Source organism: Ensifer aridi (genome assembly GCF_002078505.1).
GTDB classification, from domain to species: Bacteria; Pseudomonadota; Alphaproteobacteria; order Rhizobiales; family Rhizobiaceae; genus Sinorhizobium; species Sinorhizobium aridi.
On record NZ_LUAV01000014.1, the window covers coordinates 75,949 to 91,990 of the forward strand.

General features: G+C 63.1%; 18 protein-coding genes. 8 read left to right on the forward strand and 10 right to left on the reverse strand.

The window, feature by feature from the left end:
• Positions 1-53 precede the first annotated feature (53 nt).
• Positions 54-539: a methyltransferase family protein gene (locus tag AYK65_RS13625; protein ID WP_026616345.1), complete on the forward strand. Its 486-nt coding sequence runs from the start codon at positions 54-56 to the stop codon at positions 537-539.
• A gap of 2 nt (positions 540-541) precedes the next feature.
• On the opposite strand, the gene AYK65_RS13630 is transcribed toward AYK65_RS13625, so the two are convergent.
• Together AYK65_RS13630 and AYK65_RS13635 are read right to left on the reverse strand one after the other, a co-directional pair.
• A complete protein-coding gene (locus AYK65_RS13630; RefSeq protein WP_081158746.1) occupies positions 542-1,678 on the reverse strand; it encodes a CobW family GTP-binding protein in 1,137 nt (378 codons plus the stop codon).
• A gap of 12 nt (positions 1,679-1,690) precedes the next feature.
• The gene (locus AYK65_RS13635; RefSeq protein ID WP_046116457.1) at positions 1,691-2,776 is read right to left on the reverse strand and encodes a D-alanyl-D-alanine carboxypeptidase family protein; all 1,086 of its coding nucleotides are present in this window, start codon (positions 2,774-2,776) and stop codon (positions 1,691-1,693) included.
• A 190-nt stretch (positions 2,777-2,966) separates the two neighbouring features.
• On the opposite strand from AYK65_RS13635, the gene AYK65_RS13640 reads away from it, so the two are divergent.
• Positions 2,967-4,130, forward strand: coding sequence for a M20 aminoacylase family protein (locus AYK65_RS13640; protein WP_026616348.1), 1,164 nt, complete (start codon positions 2,967-2,969; stop codon positions 4,128-4,130).
• Between the two features lie 15 nt (positions 4,131-4,145).
• Positions 4,146-4,610 carry an Lrp/AsnC ligand binding domain-containing protein gene (locus AYK65_RS13645; RefSeq protein WP_010970133.1) on the forward strand — a complete coding sequence of 155 codons (465 nt, stop codon included), beginning with the start codon at positions 4,146-4,148 and terminating at the stop codon, positions 4,608-4,610.
• 23 nt (positions 4,611-4,633) lie between these two features.
• On the opposite strand, the gene AYK65_RS13650 is transcribed toward AYK65_RS13645, so the two are convergent.
• Complete coding sequence (locus AYK65_RS13650) at positions 4,634-5,680, reverse strand: NAD(P)-dependent alcohol dehydrogenase (protein WP_026616349.1); 1,047 nt, start codon at positions 5,678-5,680, stop codon at positions 4,634-4,636.
• A 225-nt stretch (positions 5,681-5,905) separates the two neighbouring features.
• Between AYK65_RS13650 and AYK65_RS13655 the strand changes: the two genes are divergently transcribed.
• On the forward strand, positions 5,906-6,847 hold the full coding sequence (locus tag AYK65_RS13655) for an AraC family transcriptional regulator (RefSeq protein ID WP_081158876.1): 942 nt from the start codon (positions 5,906-5,908) through the stop codon (positions 6,845-6,847).
• Between the two features lie 54 nt (positions 6,848-6,901).
• On the opposite strand, the gene AYK65_RS13660 is transcribed toward AYK65_RS13655, so the two are convergent.
• Both AYK65_RS13660 and hutC read right to left on the reverse strand, forming a co-directional pair.
• Entirely contained in the window at positions 6,902-9,829 is a 2,928-nt protein-coding gene (locus tag AYK65_RS13660) for an aminotransferase (protein ID WP_172401997.1), read from the reverse strand.
• 29 nt (positions 9,830-9,858) lie between these two features.
• Entirely contained in the window at positions 9,859-10,602 is a 744-nt protein-coding gene (gene hutC / locus AYK65_RS13665) for a histidine utilization repressor (protein ID WP_026616352.1), read from the reverse strand.
• Between the two features lie 115 nt (positions 10,603-10,717).
• On the opposite strand from hutC, the gene hutF reads away from it, so the two are divergent.
• Both hutF and AYK65_RS13675 read left to right on the forward strand, forming a co-directional pair.
• Entirely contained in the window at positions 10,718-12,094 is a 1,377-nt protein-coding gene (gene hutF, locus AYK65_RS13670) for a formimidoylglutamate deiminase (protein WP_081158750.1), read from the forward strand.
• A 225-nt stretch (positions 12,095-12,319) separates the two neighbouring features.
• Positions 12,320-12,913 (forward strand): HutD/Ves family protein, encoded by a 594-nt coding sequence (locus AYK65_RS13675; RefSeq protein WP_081158752.1) that lies wholly within the window; start codon positions 12,320-12,322, stop codon positions 12,911-12,913.
• A gap of 3 nt (positions 12,914-12,916) precedes the next feature.
• Here AYK65_RS13675 and AYK65_RS32950 read toward each other — a convergent pair whose 3' ends face one another.
• Positions 12,917-13,147, reverse strand: coding sequence for a hypothetical protein (locus tag AYK65_RS32950; protein WP_026616355.1), 231 nt, complete (start codon positions 13,145-13,147; stop codon positions 12,917-12,919).
• 39 nt (positions 13,148-13,186) lie between these two features.
• Positions 13,187-13,375 carry a hypothetical protein gene (locus AYK65_RS13685; protein WP_026616356.1) on the reverse strand — a complete coding sequence of 63 codons (189 nt, stop codon included), beginning with the start codon at positions 13,373-13,375 and terminating at the stop codon, positions 13,187-13,189.
• Positions 13,376-13,612: 237 nt separating this feature from the next.
• Between AYK65_RS13685 and AYK65_RS13690 the strand changes: the two genes are divergently transcribed.
• A complete protein-coding gene (locus AYK65_RS13690; RefSeq protein ID WP_244559973.1) occupies positions 13,613-14,188 on the forward strand; it encodes a major capsid protein in 576 nt (191 codons plus the stop codon).
• A 102-nt stretch (positions 14,189-14,290) separates the two neighbouring features.
• Positions 14,291-14,491, forward strand: coding sequence for a hypothetical protein (locus tag AYK65_RS13695; RefSeq protein ID WP_046116461.1), 201 nt, complete (start codon positions 14,291-14,293; stop codon positions 14,489-14,491).
• 61 nt (positions 14,492-14,552) lie between these two features.
• Here AYK65_RS13695 and AYK65_RS13700 read toward each other — a convergent pair whose 3' ends face one another.
• The 3 genes from AYK65_RS13700 to AYK65_RS13710 all read right to left on the reverse strand — a co-directional run bounded on the left by AYK65_RS13700 (position 14,553) and on the right by AYK65_RS13710 (position 15,416).
• On the reverse strand, positions 14,553-14,753 hold the full coding sequence (locus AYK65_RS13700; protein WP_026616358.1) for a hypothetical protein: 201 nt from the start codon (positions 14,751-14,753) through the stop codon (positions 14,553-14,555).
• Positions 14,735-14,968: a hypothetical protein gene (locus AYK65_RS13705; protein WP_026616359.1), complete on the reverse strand. Its 234-nt coding sequence runs from the start codon at positions 14,966-14,968 to the stop codon at positions 14,735-14,737. The genes AYK65_RS13700 and AYK65_RS13705 overlap by 19 nt, the downstream gene beginning before the upstream one ends.
• A 112-nt stretch (positions 14,969-15,080) precedes the next feature.
• Positions 15,081-15,416: a hypothetical protein gene (locus AYK65_RS13710; protein WP_026616360.1), complete on the reverse strand. Its 336-nt coding sequence runs from the start codon at positions 15,414-15,416 to the stop codon at positions 15,081-15,083.
• Positions 15,417-16,042 lie beyond the last annotated feature (626 nt).

The window sequence follows — 16,042 nt, forward strand, 5'->3', positions numbered from 1 at the left end:
ATCTTGCTATGATCCCGTCCGGGGCGTTGGGGGGGCGCCAATAGGGTGGCGGGATGAACGAGGCAAGCGGCAGTTTCCGCGACAGCTCCAACGCGGCCGTGCGACCACCGATCGCCTGGGCGCTGGCGGCCGTTGCGAGCTTCACGCTCGACTGGCTTTATCCGCTACCGCTCTTGCCGGAGGCCATACCGGCCAGTTGGCTCCTCGGTGCCATCACATTCCTTGCCGGACTAGGACTGCTGATCTGGAGTGCGGCAACACTCCGCCGGGCAGGAACGCATATCCAGACCGTGCAGCCGACAACGACGATCGTCGAAGACGGACCTTACCGCTACAGCCGCAACCCGATCTATATCGGCATGTTTCTCGGTCTGATCGGCCTCGCCATCGGCTTCGACAGCCTCTGGTTCCTCGTTCTATTGGTGCCGTTTTATCTCGTCATCCGCTATGCGGTGGTCGCGCGCGAGGAGGCCTATCTAGAGCGTAAATTCGGCGACATATACCGCGCCTACCAGGCCCGCGTCCGGCGCTGGCTATAGCATCAGAATCTCATCCCGGGAACAACGAGCGGATTGTCCGCAAGAGCCTGCGCGTCCGGCCGGTCGACGCGCGGTTTGCCGGTGAAGGCATCGAAGAGGTCGCGAACGAAAGTCTCCTCGAGCCCCTTGGTGATCAGCACCATCCGCGTGCGGCGGTCGGCCGGATCGGGCCAGGCGGCAAGCCGCTCCGGCCTATGAAAGACGGTCTGAACGCCGTGCAGCACCACGGGCCGTTCCGGATTGTCCGCCATCGAAACAATCGCCTTCATGCGTAACAGCTTTTCGCCATGGGCCGAGCGCAGGAGATCGATGAACATCTCCAGCGCCATCGGCGCGATCGGCCGATCATGGACGATGCTGAAGGAACGGATGTCCGTGCCGTGCCGATTGACGTCGTGATGGTGATGATCCTCATGATCGTGGTGATGACCGTGGTCGTGATCATGATCGTGGCGCTCCGCCCCCGCCTCGTCCTGAAGCCAGCGGCCGACATCGGCGACCTTGGTCGACGCGTCATAGAGACCGCAGTCGAACAGTGCGGCGCGCCCGGCCTCGTCCGTGTCCCCGTCGATAATCGGCGCCCGCGGATTGAGCTCGCTGAGCTGCGCCTTAAGCGCTTCGATCTGCTCGCCTTTCGCAAGCCCTGTCTTGCTGATCACCAGCCGATCCGCGACAGCGACCTGCTTCAGCGCTTCGACGTGATTGCCGATCGTCTGTTCGCCGTTGACCGCGTCGACGACCGTGACCACGCCGTCCAGGCGGAAGTTCTGTGCGATGATCGGATTGCCGAGGACGGATTGCAGCACCGGCGCCGGATCGGCCAGACCCGTTGTCTCGATGACGACGCGCTTCAGCGGCTTGATGCGCCCTGTCTGCATCCGGTCCATGAGGTCGGCCAAGGTATCGACAAGCTCGCCGCGGACGGTGCAGCACAGGCAGCCGTCCGAGAGCTCGATCACGCCGTCACTCGATGCCTCGACGAGCAGATGGTCGATCGAGACGTCACCGAACTCGTTGATGATCACGGCCGTATCGGCGAGCGCCGGGTCCTTGAGCAACCGGTTGAGAAGGGTCGTCTTGCCCGCACCGAGAAAGCCGGTGAGGATCGACACCGGCACCAGCGGCAGGGGACCATTCATGGCAGACTCCGTTTAGAAGCTCGGGCGCGGCACCGGGATCGGTACATTGGCAATTTCAGCGATATCGCCCTGCCCCGTGACACCGACCCCAGCCTTGGCGCTCTTGTCGTTACTGCCCGGAATGAGCCCGGCAAAGGCGAGTTTCAGCGGACGGTCGATCTCGTGGATATAGGGCGAGAGCAGCTTCTGCCGACCGGCCTCGTCACGTCCTTCGCTGCGTACCTTCGCCGCCTGCTTCGAGCAGATCTCCTTGCTGACGTCGGTGACGACGTTGCGGGTCTCGCCGTAGGGCGCAATTTGCGTGAGCGAGGGCTTTGCCGCGTCGCTGGTCGTCAGCGCCATCTGCAGGAGCCTGGCCGACTCGTCGGCGCGAGCCCCGAGGCTGTCCTCGCCGAGCACGACCGAAACGACGCTGCGGCCATTGCGGGTAGCCGACGAGACCTGGTTGAAACCCGAGGCGCAGATGAAGCCGGTCTTCATGCCGTCCGCCCCCTCGAAACGCCCGATCAGCATGTTGTAGTTCGCATAGTCCTTCTTGCCGGTGGTGAAGCCCTCCAGCGAGAAGTAGGGGGCATATTCCGGGAATTCGCGCTTCAGCGTGATCGCAAGCACCGCGAGATCGCGGGCGGTCGTATACTGCCCCTCGCCCGGAAGCCCGTTGGCATTGACGAAATGCGAGGACGTCATGCCGATGCGGCGCGCCTCCGCATTCATCCGCTCGATGAAGGCTTGTTCGGACCCGCCGACCGTCTCGGCGATCGCCACTGCGACGTCGTTCGCCGACTTGACCAGCATCATTTTCAACGCACTGTCGAGAGTCATTGCCTGGCCGGGCTTGTAGAACATCTTGCTCGGTGGCTCGGACGCCGCATTCTTCGACATCACCACCGGGGATTCCAGCGTCAGTTGCCCGGCCTTGATCGCGCGAAACGTCGTATAGGCCGTCATCAGCTTGGTCAGCGAAGCCGGATACCATTTCTGGAAAATGTCCTGGTGCTCGTAGACCTTTAGCGAGGCGACGTCGACGACGAGCCTCGGATTGGCGGATGCCGGCAGCGCCGCGGCCAATGCCGCGCAGACCCCTGCAAGAACGCCCACTACGCCCGCCCTGTTGCGCACCAAAAATCCTGCTAGCGCCACAATTCCTACCTCGAAATTCCGGAGTTTACTCGTATCGCCCCGGTATTTAGCCTATATGGCGAGGAAATGGCAAAGCCCATTCATTTGGCTGCCGCGTCAATCCACCGCTCCGATCCCAAGTATAGACCTCAAGTGACAGGAACGAACAATGCCGATTTTGAACCGTGCCGCCGAGCTCAAGAACGAAGTGACCGAATGGCGGCGCTACCTGCATCAAAACCCGGAGATCCTGTTCGCAGTGGAAAATACGGCGGCCTTTGTCGAAAGGAAACTCAGGGAATTCGGCGTTGACGAAATCGTGACCGGCCTTGGGCGGACCGGCGTCGTCGGCCTAATCCGCGGCAGCCGCGGCCCAGGCCGCACCATCGGTCTCAGGGCCGACATGGATGCCCTGCCGATCACCGAGACGAGCGGCAGGCCCTGGTCTTCGACCACGCCCGGCAAGATGCACGCCTGCGGCCATGACGGCCATACCGCCATGCTGCTCGGTGCGGCGAAATACCTCGCCGAGACGCGCAATTTTGCCGGCAGCGTCGCTGTGATCTTCCAGCCGGCGGAAGAAGGCGGCGGCGGCGGCAACGAGATGGTCAAGGACGGCATGATGGAGCGCTTCGCGATCGAAGAGGTCTACGGCATGCACAACATGCCGGGCATGCCGGTCGGCCAGTTCGGCAGCCGGCCCGGCCCGATCATGGCCTCCACCGATGAATTCACCATCACCGTCAAGGGCCGCGGCGGCCACGCGGCGCAACCGCACAAGACCATCGACCCGATCGCCATCGGTGCGCAGATCGTCAATGCGCTGCAAACGATCGCTTCGCGCACGGTCGATCCGCTTGCCTCTGTCGTCGTCTCCGTCACCAAATTCAACGCCGGCTTCGCGCACAACGTCATCCCGGAGCAGGCCGTTCTCGCCGGCACCGTGCGGGCGCTGACGCCGGAGGTCCGCGACACCGGCGAGGCCCGGGTCCGCCAGATCGCCGAAAGCATCGCCGGCGCCTATGGGGCCACCGTGGATGTCTGGTATGGCCGCAACTATCCGGTGACCGTCAATCACGCGGCAGAGACCGGTCACGCGCTCGCTGTCGCGGCGACGGTTGCCGGCGAAGGCAACGTCAACACGGCGCTCGACCCGATGATGGGCGGCGAGGACTTCTCCTATATGCTGCTCGCTCGGCCGGGCGCCTTCGTCTTCATCGGCAATGGCGACACGGCTGGCCTGCATCATCCCGCCTACGATTTCAACGATGAAGCGATCCCGCACGGGATTTCCTATTGGGTGAAGCTTGCCGAAACGCGGCTTGCCGCCTGAGAAACGGGGCCGGCCATGCACCAGATCGACAAGACGGACCGCAGAATCTTGAACATCCTCCAGGCGGACGGACGGATCACCAACCTGGAGTTGGCGGACCGTATCGGGCTTTCGCCGACCGCGACCAGCGAACGGCTGCGGCGGCTCCTGAAGGAGGGCTACGTCTCCGGCTTCGGTGCGCGGCTGGATCCGCACAAATTGGGCTTCGGGCTCCTGGTCTTCATCGAGGTGATGCTCGACAAGACCACGCCGGAAGTCTTCGACCAGTTCGCAGCCGCCATCAAGCAGGCGCCCGCCGTGCTGGAATGCCATATGGTCGCCGGCGGCTTCGACTATCTCGTCAAGACCCGCTTCGAGGACATGGCCGCCTACCGCAACTTCCTCGGCCAGGTGCTGTGGACGCTACCGGGCGTCAAGGAGACCCGGACCTATGCGGTCATGGAGGAGATCAAGAACGACGGGCCGCTGCCGCTGCTTTGAGCGTGGCAGCGGTCCGCCCCAGCTCACGCCTTGATGGACTCCATGTCGATCACGAAGCGGTAGCGCACGTCGCTCCTGACCACCCGCTCATAGGCCTCGTTGATCTGCTCGATCTCAATCGTCTCGATCTCCGAGACGATGCCGTGCTCGCCGCAGAAATCCAGCATCTCCTGCGTCTCCTTGATCGAGCCGATCATGGAACCGGAAATGCTGCGACGGGCCGGCACGAGCGAGAAGGCATGGACCGGCACGGGGTTTTCCGGAATGCCGACGAGCACGAGGTTGCCGTCGACCTTCAGGAGATTGAGGTAGGCATTCCAGTCGATCTCGGCCGCGACGGTGCAGATGATCAGGTCGAAGCTGCCGGCAAGCGCCGGGAAGGTCGCCGGATCGTTCGTCGCGTAATAGTGGTCGGCGCCGAGCTTCAGCCCGTCCTCCTTCTTCGAAAGCGTCTGGCTAAGGACCGTGACCTCGGCACCCATCGCGTGCGCGAGCTTCACGCCCATATGGCCGAGACCGCCCATGCCGACGATCGCCACCTTCTTTCCAGGGCCCGCCTTCCAGTGGCGGAGCGGGGAATAGAGCGTGATCCCGGCGCAGAGCAGCGGTGCCGCGGCGTCGAGCGGCAGGTTCTCGGGAATGGAGAGCACATAGCCTTCCTTGACGACGATGTGGTCGGAATAGCCGCCCTGGGTCGGCGTCTTTCCATCGGCCTCGACGCCGTTATAGGTCACCACCAGGCCCGGCAGATATTGTTCCAGGTCGAGATCGCGGGTCGCACAGGTCGTGCAGGAATCGACGAAACAACCGACGCCGACGCGGTCGCCGATCTTGAACTTGGTGACCTTCGAGCCGACCGCCCGGACGATGCCGACGATTTCGTGACCCGGCACCATCGGAAATGTCGAGTTGCCCCACTCGTTGCGGGCCTGGTGAATGTCGGAATGGCAGACGCCGCAATATTTGATATCGATCACCACGTCATCGTCGCGTGGCTCGCGGCGTTCGAAGGTGAAAGGGGCGAGCGGCTTCGACGCATCCGTCGCCGCATATCCTCTTGCAATGGCCATGGGTCTGTCCTTCATGTCTTGAAAATGGAGGGCGCGCCCGGCGATCCATGGACCGCGGGCGGCACGGCGGACTATGCTGCTTCTCAGGGCCATGCGTTAGTGCGATCCTGCAAAGTTCTTGCACGATCCTGCAAGAATTGCCTAGGCATCGTGGCGAGGTAACCTCGCCACCCTATCTTTGTCCTGCTTTCATACAGAACTAAGGCATTGGAAAGAGCGATGAATATGACAGTCACGCAAAGCATGCCGCGCCAGCGGATGATAGATATCATTGCCCGGATCGCCGGGGAAGACGGCGACTACCAGACCATCGTACCGGGCCTCAGCATTCATCGCCATTCGAGCACCGCCAAACTGAATTGCGCCGCCTATAAGCCAAGCCTCGCGATCATCGTGCAGGGCGCCAAACGCGTCGTGCTCGGCGAAGAGACGCTCGTCTACGGCGCCTCGGATTACCTTTTGACCTCGATCGACTTGCCGGTGCTCTCGCAGGTATCGGTCGCCTCACCGGAAGAACCATATCTGAGCATGGCTTTTCAGATCGATACGACGAGGATCCCGGCGCTCCTGGACGCAATCGGCCACGGGGCAGCGAAATCGTCCGGCTCTCCGCGCGGCATGGCAGTCAGCAAGCTCACGCCCGATCTGGAGGACGCAGCATTGCGCCTGCTGCGCCTGCTCGACCGGCCCGACGACATCGCAGTCCTGCTGCCTTTGGTGGAACAGGAACTTCTCTACCGCCTGGTTATCGGGCCGCACGGCGCAAGACTCCGTCAGATGACGACGGTCGAGAGCCAGCCGCACCAGATCGGCCGTGCAGTCGCCTGGCTGAAGGAGCACTATTCGCGGCCGCTGCGCATCGACGATCTCGCAAGCCGCGTCAGCATGAGCGTCTCCTCCTTCCATCATCATTTCAAGGCGATCACGGCGATGAGCCCGCTGCAATATCAGAAACAACTCCGTTTGCAGGAGGCGCGGCGCCTGATGCTGGAGGAGCGCCTCGACGCTGGGGACGCAGGTCATAAGGTCGGCTACGAGAGCCAGTCGCAGTTCAGCCGCGAATATGCCCGCCACTTCGGCGAACCGCCGGGGCGAGACATCGGCCGCGTCCGCCGCAGCCTGGTCGGCCATCTGAGCGGCGAGGCGGAGATGTTGAGCGAGGGGTAACGCGGGATGAGCAAAGGTGTGAGCGTTTTCCGCCCGCATCCGCGTCTCTAATGACTACCACCCCTCCTCCAGCACCTTCGCCAACACGTCGGCGAAGAAGTCGGCGCTCTCGCGGGCGAGGCAGAGCGGCGGTTTGATCTTCAGCACGTTCAGGTGGTCGCCGGTCGGCTGCATGATGACGCCAAGTTCCAGAAGTCGGTTACAGATCGCCGCCGTCTCTTCCGTGGCAGGCTCCAACGTCTCGCGGTCGCGGACGAATTCGACGCCGAGATAGAGTCCCATGCCGTGCACGGCCCCGACAAGCGGGTATTTCTGCCCGAGCGCCTGCAGCCGCGCCTTCAAATGGTCACCGACCGTGCGGGCGTTCTCCTGCAAGGCCTCGTCATGAAGGATATCGAGCACGGTGAGCCCGACAGCGCAACTGACCGGGCTGCCGCCGGAAGAAGAGAAAAAGTAGCCTTCCTTCTCCAGCGCATCCGCGATCTCACGGCGGGTGATCACGGCTCCGAGCGGATGACCGTTGCCCATGCCCTTGGCGACGGTGATGCCGTCGGGGACGACGCCCTGCTCCTCGAAACCCCAGAAATAGTGGCCGAGTCGTCCATAGCCCACCTGCACCTCGTCGGCGATGCAGACGCCGCCGCGCGCCCGGACCATGGCGTAGACCGCCTTGAGATAGCCCGGCGGCAGCGGAATGCCGCCGGCATTGCCGTAGACCGTTTCGCAGATGAAGCCGGCAAGGCGGCCATCCTTCTCGTCCAGTTCCCGCAGCTTTGCCGCGACGGCGTCGACATAATGGACCGTCGACCCCTCCCCCCGAAACGGCCCGCGATAGGTGTTCGGCGAGACGACGGGGTGCACCCAATCCGGCCGTGTCGTCAGCGCCTGAGGGTTGTCGGCAATCGAGGTGGAGACCGCGTCGCTCGCGACCGTCCAGCCGTGATAGGCCTCCAGGAGCGAGAGGATGTTGCGCGTGCCGGTATGGGCCCAGGCGAGCCGGATGGCAAGGTCGTTCGCCTCCGAGCCGCTGTTGACGAGAAAGACCGTATCGAGCCCTTCCGGCGCCAGTGCTGCGAGGCGCTCGGAGAATTCGGCGACCGCGGCATAGTGGAAGCGCGAATTGGTGTTGAGCAGCGACCATTGCCGCGCAACCGCCGCCGAGAGGCGTGGATGCCCGTGGCCGAGGATGGTGACGTTGTTGACCATGTCGAGATAGGCGCGCCCCTCGACATCGAAGAGATGCTCCTTCCAGCCGCGCTCGATCTCGGGCGGCTTGCGATAATAATTCTTCTGCGGTCGCGCGAAATGGCACTGCCGCCGATCGAGCAGCGCCGCCGCATCCGGTAGCGGTGCGTTGCAATCGATGCCGAGGATAAGCGCCGGCGACGGGCAGAGCCGGCGCCACGCCTCCGCCTGGTGCGCGGCAACAAAGGGCGGCGGGTCAATATCCGGCTCGGTGCAAAGCTGGACACGCATGAAGCCGACTGCGGCCGGATCGGTCGGGATGACGCCGATCCGCGCCCCGATCTCGACCGTCTCCTCTTCGATGTCCACGTCCACGCCATGGAGATGGAGGTGAAGGCCCTCGGCCGAGAGAATCAGCCTGCCGCTGCGCTGGTGAAGACGCCCGGCAAAGGGTGCGTGCACCGGCGTCCGCCCGTGCAGGCATAAATCCACACTGAGCGCGAAGGTCCGCGGTGCCTCGGCCCTGAGGAGCCGCGTCTCCGTCAGCCGGAATTCGCCATAACGCGTGGCCGAGGCCCCGGCTGTGCGCGCGGCCGACTGCAGGAGCAGCGCTTCGGTGTCTTCGTAATGCCAGCGGTCGGCGGGCAGATGCGGCCCGAGCAGCGAAAGGTCGACGATGCCGAAACTCGCGGTGTCGATATCGGGCAGAAGGCATGCGGAGATTTCAGGAAAACCCGGTTCCCTGTCCTTGCCGACGGCCTGATGGATCGCGTGCTCCATGAGTTCGAAAGGCACGGAAACGGCGGCGTCGAACACCTCGCGCTCATGCGGCGCATTGGCCTTGACGTAGGCATTGTCGGGGTCGATCTCGAGCTGCTGTGCCGTGCTTGCGACGAGAACGCCGGCGCGCGCGACGATCAGCGGCCAGAGCGCTTTCAACTCCGTGTCCGTAAGCGGGCAGACGGCGTGGAATGCCTTCACCGCCGGCAGGATATAGAAGGGATCGCCGTCCGCATGATGCAGCAACGATGCGCAGGTGACGGCGAGCTCCGCGACCACCCATCCCTTCAGCACATCGCCGAAATCGATGACGCCGTCGGGGATCAGGCGTCCGCTCTTGTCGCCCCTGCTCACGACGTTGTCGTCGGTGACGTCCTGATGGATCGCCTGCAGGCGCAGGTCCGGCATCAGCGGCTGCACGCGGCGCATGGCGCCGACCATGGCCTCGGCGATGCGCTTGCGCAGGTCCACATCGGCCATTGCCGAGAGCAGATGCAGCGCGACCGGCCCGGCCCTCCTCAGATCCCATTGCAGCTCGCGCTCGAGGCCCGGATGGTCGAAGTCCTGGAGCGCGGCGGCGAGCCGGCCGGCGATATCGCCAAGTGCGCTCACCGTTTCCACGGCCAGGTGCTTGCGCCGCGTCAGAGGCGTGCCGTCAAGATAGGTCAGCAGGCGGAACTGATACATTTGCTCCCGGATGGCAACCGTGACGATGTCGTCGCCATTGAGTGCCGGCATGACCCGCGGCACCTTCGGCGCATCCGACATGGCCCCGACGTGGCGCAGGGCCGCGTTCTGCGCCTCCAGTTCGCGCCTCGCATATTCCGCCCTCGCGATCTTCAGGACGAACCGGCCCGCGCCCGTATCGATGCGGTAGTTCCGGTCCTGCTGGCTCCCGAGCTCCGTAAGATCGCCGGAGAGGCCGTAGTGCTCCGACAGGATTGCCTTCGCTTCGTCGGCCGACACGTCCGGCCTTGCAAGGAGCGTGCGGCGCTTCAGCGATTCGTCTTCCATCATTTCGTTCCCGTCTCTTGCGATGGTGCTTTTTACTGCGAAACGCCTTCGAGACGATAGCGCGTACCGGGATAGACGAGCCGCGCGACCGTTACGTTCGCGGCTTCCGACCAGGTCCGCCTCCGGATCATCAGGCAGGGTTCGTAGCGGCCGATCGCAAGAAGCTTGCACTCCCACGGCTTCGGCAGCACCGCTTCGACGATCTGCTCGGTGCGGGTGATCGGGGCCGCCAGCGTCAGATAGGCGTTTGGAGTGATGCTCCCGAAGTCCTGTTCCAGATAATTGGGGCAGATTGCGGGATTGACGAAACGGTCTTCGATCTGGATCGGCACGCCATTCTCCGCGTGGACGATGATCGAATGAAAGACCCGCGCGCCGGTTGCGAGCCCCAGCGCGTCTGCGACCTCGGGACTCGCCTGCTCCTGCTGCAGGAGGCTGATCTTTGAGGTGTGCGTATGACCCCGCTCCCGGATCTCGTCGGCAATGTTGCGCACTTCCAGAAGCGCCGTGCTGCCCTTGTGGGTGGCGACGAAGGACCCGACGCCTTGAACCCGCGTGATTGTCCCCTCGCTCGCAAGCTCGCGAAGCGCGCGGTTCGCGGTCATCCGGCTGACGCCGAGATCGGCGACGATGTCGTTTTCGGAAGGTATGCGGTGGTTCGGCGGCCACTCGCCGCTCTCGATGCGGCTGCGGATGAACTGCTTGACCGCCTCGTAGCGCGGCACCGGCCCGGTCCCGAAGGTCGACAGATCGCTTTTGCGCTCCAATGCCGTCATAAAGTGCTCCATTCCGCCGACGAACGACCGAGCGACTCTTTTCGTTGATTTTGAACTTGCACGCCACCACAAAATACCTATAGTTCCATATACAACCATGCACAGGAAGGCGGCCATGGCAACGTTCCCCGTTCACAGGCTCTTCGCGGAACAGGCGCTGCTGCCGACAGGCTGGGCGGAGAATGTAGCGATTTCCCTCGACCGGACCGGACGCATCGCCGCCGTGGAAGCCGGGAAGGCGCCGGACAACGGCGACGAGCGCCTTTCCGGTCCGATCGTCCCGGCAATGGCGAACCTGCATTCCCATGCCTTCCAGCGCGCCATGGCCGGCCTCGCCGAGGTTGCGGGCACAGGCGAAGACAGCTTCTGGACATGGCGAGAAGAAATGTATCGCACCGTCGCCCTCGTCGACCCGGACGATGTCGAGGCGATTGCCGCGAAGCTCTACATGGAGATGCTAAAGGGCGGCTTCGGTCGAGTGGTCGAATTTCATTATCTTCATCACCAGGCGGACGGCACGCCTTATGCCGATCCGGCGGAAATGTCGCTACATATCCTGAAGGCGTCCGAGACGACTGGCATCGGCCTCACCCACCTGCCCGTCTTCTACGCCCACGCCAATTTCGGCGGCGTGGCACCGAATGCGGGACAGCGCCCCTTCCTGCATGACCCGGATCGTTTTCTAGCGCTCCTCGACCGCCTCGCTCCCGTCTGTGCCGCGGACGGCGCCGAGCTCGGCTATGCCATCCATTCGCTGCGGGCGGCCACACCCGACGAGATGCGCGCGATCCTCGATGCGGCGCCCGTTCCCGGGCCGATTCACATCCATGTCGCCGAACAGACGCGCGAAGTCGAGGATTGCCTTGCGTGGAGCGGCCGCCGCCCGGTCGAGTGGCTGCTCGACGAGATGCCGGTCGATCGACGCTGGTGCGCGATTCACGCGACGCACATGACACCGGACGAAACCGACCGGCTGGCGAAATCGGGAGCAGTCGCCGGCCTCTGCCCGGCGACCGAAGCCAACCTCGGCGACGGCATCTTCCCGGCGGTCGACTTCGTCGCCGCCGGCGGCCGCTTCGGCATAGGCACCGACAGCCATGTCGCAACCACCGTCGCAGAGGAACTGCGGCTCCTCGAATACGGCCAACGGCTGCGCGACCGTCGGCGCAACCGGCTCGCAAACGGCCCCGGCGTCTCTGTCGGCAGGAGCAGTTTCGAAGCCGCGCTTGCCGGCGGCCATCAGGCGGCCGGCATCGCGAAGGTGGGCATAGAGGCCGGCGCAGGCGCGGACCTGGTCGTGCTCGACGGCACAAATCCCTATATCGCCGCGGCGAATGGCGACCGGATCCTCGACCGCTGGCTCTTCGCGCTCGGCGACGATGCCGTTCGTGACGTCATGGTCGCGGGCAATTGGACGATCCGCGACGGACGCCACGATCGGGAGGAAGCGATCGACCGTGCGTTCGCGCGGGTTCTGAACAAGCTGAAATAGCCGACGCGGGTCCCGTCGCAGCCCGGGACCACGACACCCGGCCGGGGCCGCGAAGCCTGCCAGGTGCCCGTCTAGAGTCGACTACAGCGCCCGTGCATCTTTCAGACGCACAAAGGACGCTGTAGCATTGTGAATTGCTGCATGTTTTTGTCCTAAAATCGGCTACGATTTAAGGAAACATGCAGTAGTGACGGCTCCGGTCGTTTGGGTCGGAACGTCTATAGGATGGCTCGGCTGACGATGATGCGGATATTGCGTGCCAGCGACTACAGGCATATGCCGTGGAAGAACGGCGGTGGCGAAACCGTGGAGATCGCCGTTTCGCCGGATCGCGCCACGCTTGCCGACTTCGATTGGCGCGTCAGTATGGCGACGGTCGCGAGCGACGGCCTCTTCTCGAGCTTTCCCGGCATCGACCGCACCATCTCGATCCTTGAGGGCGCCGGTATGACGCTTGCGATAGAGGGGCGTCCGCCGAAGCGTCTGACCGTCGCCGACCCACCCCTCACCTTCCCCGCCGACGTGCACACCTCGGCCAGGCTCACCGACGGCCCGGTCACCGATCTCAACGTGATGACCCGGCGGCAGACATTGAAGCACCGGGTGCGTCGGCTTCACGTGGAGGGCTCCTTGCCGGTCGCCACGAGCGCGCGCGAATTCATCGTCTTCTGCCACCGCGGCAGCCTGACGCTCGCGACCGAAGGAGTCTCCGCAACGCTGCATGCACTCGACGCCGCCATCCTCGTCCAGCCCGCGGCGCTCACCTTGTCGGCAGACGTCGCGTCGGAGGCCTTCCTGATCGAGATAATGGGTCCGTAACTATTAAGGCACCCCGAAAAGCAGAAGGACAGCGCCCCCTGCCATCAGCGCAACACCAAGCCAGTTGCGTACGGGGCCGAGGAAGCGAAGTCCCTGGCCTCTTGGCTCAAGCGTCGTGCGTTTGTCTTCAGAGGATCGAGGCGGCTCGCTCAGCCGTCGCCGGCCGAGCGCCTCCCAAGCCATGTAGAGGAGGCCGCAGATAAATAGGAATGCACCAACAAGAGCCGTCCACACGTACGCTGCCTCCGCTGCCGGCGCAGACGCCAAGCTATCTCAGCGTGTGCGCGTCTGAGGCCGCACGATGTTCATCTGGAGCTCGTGGCTGGAGGCGTAGCGTCCAAGAACCTTGATCAGGCGCTGCTCCTCGGCCTTGTGAATGCCGCTGCGCTTGCAATACTCCGCCACATCCCAGACATGTCTGGCCTGGGACTTGTCGAGCTTCCGAGTGTCCGTGTGTCTCATCCTGCGCCTCCCAAATGCATGGACGTAACGTCGGCAAACACAATTGGTTCCGCATCGGCGGCAAGCTGCGCCGCATAGGGGGGTTCAACGTCGCCGCGGCCCCCGCACCCGCGCAAAACGCGGCCCGGTGCTTTGTGTCGCAAGGCATCGCCTCGCGGCATCTCACTCGTCGATTGTGTCTCATCCTCCCGGAAAGGCAAGCAAGTTGAGACGCAAAAATGAACTGCCGTCGAGCGGGTGGGCCTGGGGCAACGGCGATCGTCAGACAGCGGTCGTGCCTTGCCCCGGAGAACAACGGTGGCCGGAACAAAAATTGGCACCCGGCCGTTCGACCTTCCGACAGCCCCCGGCAAAATCGCCGCGGGAAAAACGCGAAGGCGGAAGAAAGGCGAAGATGTTCCGATGCCCCGAAAAATCAAAGCCGACAAGCTTCAGAAACTAAATCTCATGCTCGGTCAGGCAGTTGCAGCAATGCGTGTCAACGAGATGCTGATGCGCCGTCTTCTGCGCTGGGCTGCCTCCCAAAGCGATGATCCGCGGGGCTTCATAAGGGAAGCTGTCGAAAAGACGAGAAGCGAGCTGCAGCAGGAGAGTCGGGCCGACAGCCATCCGTCGTCGACGCAGGCAGCAGAAGAGGCGTTACGCTATCTGGACAATCTCGCGACGGAGATGCAGATCAAGAAAAGACCGAAATCCGCTCGCGCGGAGTCAAAGGGATTAACGCTCCTCGAGCGCCTTCACTTTCCGTCTTTCACCTCGGCGCAGGAACACGCCAGGAACGGCACGTCGCGTGCTGCGATAGGCAGGCGATAGAGTTCGGGCAGGCACCCATGGCGGTCCCTGCCGCCTGCCGCAAACCGGAACATTTGCGACCCACTGCGGGTTCTGTGATGAAGATTTATGGGAGATGACCGGATGTCTAAGGGTAGCGAGCGGCTCGCGCTGATCGGAGCCGCGATCATCATCATTCTCAGCGCGGCGTTTTATTTCTACGTCGATCGATTCCCCTCTACCAGCTCCACCAGGATCGAGGACACGAGGGTCAACGCGGATGGCGTGAAGACGATCGACGAAAATCCGCCAAGCGCCGCGGGTGACAAGGACAACCCGTCCTGATCAAGAGGGCTCCGTGCAGAGCTGACGGCTTTCGGGGAGACTTCGGGCTAGTACTGACGGCTTACGGCCCCCCCGCCATTGATCCGACCACCACCATCACCACCGCATCGACATCGATCTCACCGTTCACGGTGAGCTTGTCTCCGGACCGGAAAACGCGAAGCCGCGACGGATTTTCCGCTGCCTGACGTTCCAGCTCCTCCACCACCGCAGCGATCGCCTTCGCCTCCAGCTTGTCCTCGTTCAAATGGCTGGTACCCATTTCCAGTAAACGCCTTCTTTTCGCTCGGGATAGTGTTTGAATTCGCACTCGAAGAGCCGTCCGTAGGAGATCGCTGCAGCGAGCGCCGCTGCCGAGGGAGGATTCATCCCTGTGCCCGGAGCAAACCAGTCTTCCAGGAGATCGTCGGGAACGTAGGCCCCTATTCTCAAGGGAAGATTGGTCAGTACGGAATCCATCTCCTTCGGCGGCGGCATGCGACCCTCCTCATCGCTCCTAACAAAATGAGCGCCCCAGGGTTCCGCGTTTCCGCGCCTGTATTCTGCATCTTGTCAGTTGCACGGGCTGCCGCAGCGCACCCGATACACCTTAGCCGATACGAGGGCATCCGGGTCGATTTGCGAAGTACACGGTCGTGTACCGGCCGCGTCGACCAACTCCGTCGACAGCCACCTCTCTGCGGGTGATGGATTGAACCTCGGGGTCACGCAGCCCAAGCCTATAGGCACGACGAATGGCCTGGCGTTCGCTGCAGCCGCGATAGGGCCGATAGTCGTCGTCGTCATATCTCCGATCGCGCAGTTCCAGATCCGGCCCACCGGGGCCGATATACAGGTCCAAACCCTGGGCCGATGAAGGAGACGGCAAGGCAGCCAGAGCACCGGTCAACGTCAACCCGATCGCGAAAAGCTTGCCGATATTCATGACTTCTGCTCCATGCTTAAGAAAACGCTAAAGCTCAGGTCGAACGGCCGTGGAGCGGATAAGTTCCATGCTCCTGGCGGCACATGACTGGCGCATGATTGGTCATCAGGGGCCCGGACGCTGGCGGCAAACATGATCGGTGGATTTCGCCGATCGAGGATACCGGTCCGCCAACCTTCCTCCCGTGACAACAGTAGCTATCCCGGCTTGTCTTAAAAGCTTGCGTCTCGGCCGCGGTAACCCGCAGATCGCGTATTCCATGCTCCAGATGCGAGAGGCGCGCGTTGAAAGCCCATGGGTGGATTATCCAGGGCCGGCTCTGTAAGGAGGAAATTCTAAAAGCAAGTTCTTCGAGATTGATCAGTTTTGACGGGCAAGCGGAATTCAGTTTTTCCGATTTTCGCTATCGAGATTCCGGAAGAGCGCGGCGAGCTGAACCGGAAATTCGCGGCGAGCTACAGAGGTTGTCACCCATACCTTAGGTACATTCTGTTACCTTTGTCTCCGGGCTGGACAAAAGGTGTGTTGGTAGCGGAGGTCCGTTCTGGTCATAATAGCCGAACGGAAGCCGTTGATATCATTGATCTTGGCACCTGGCAGGAAGCGCTCCTAAGCGCACTTCGTTC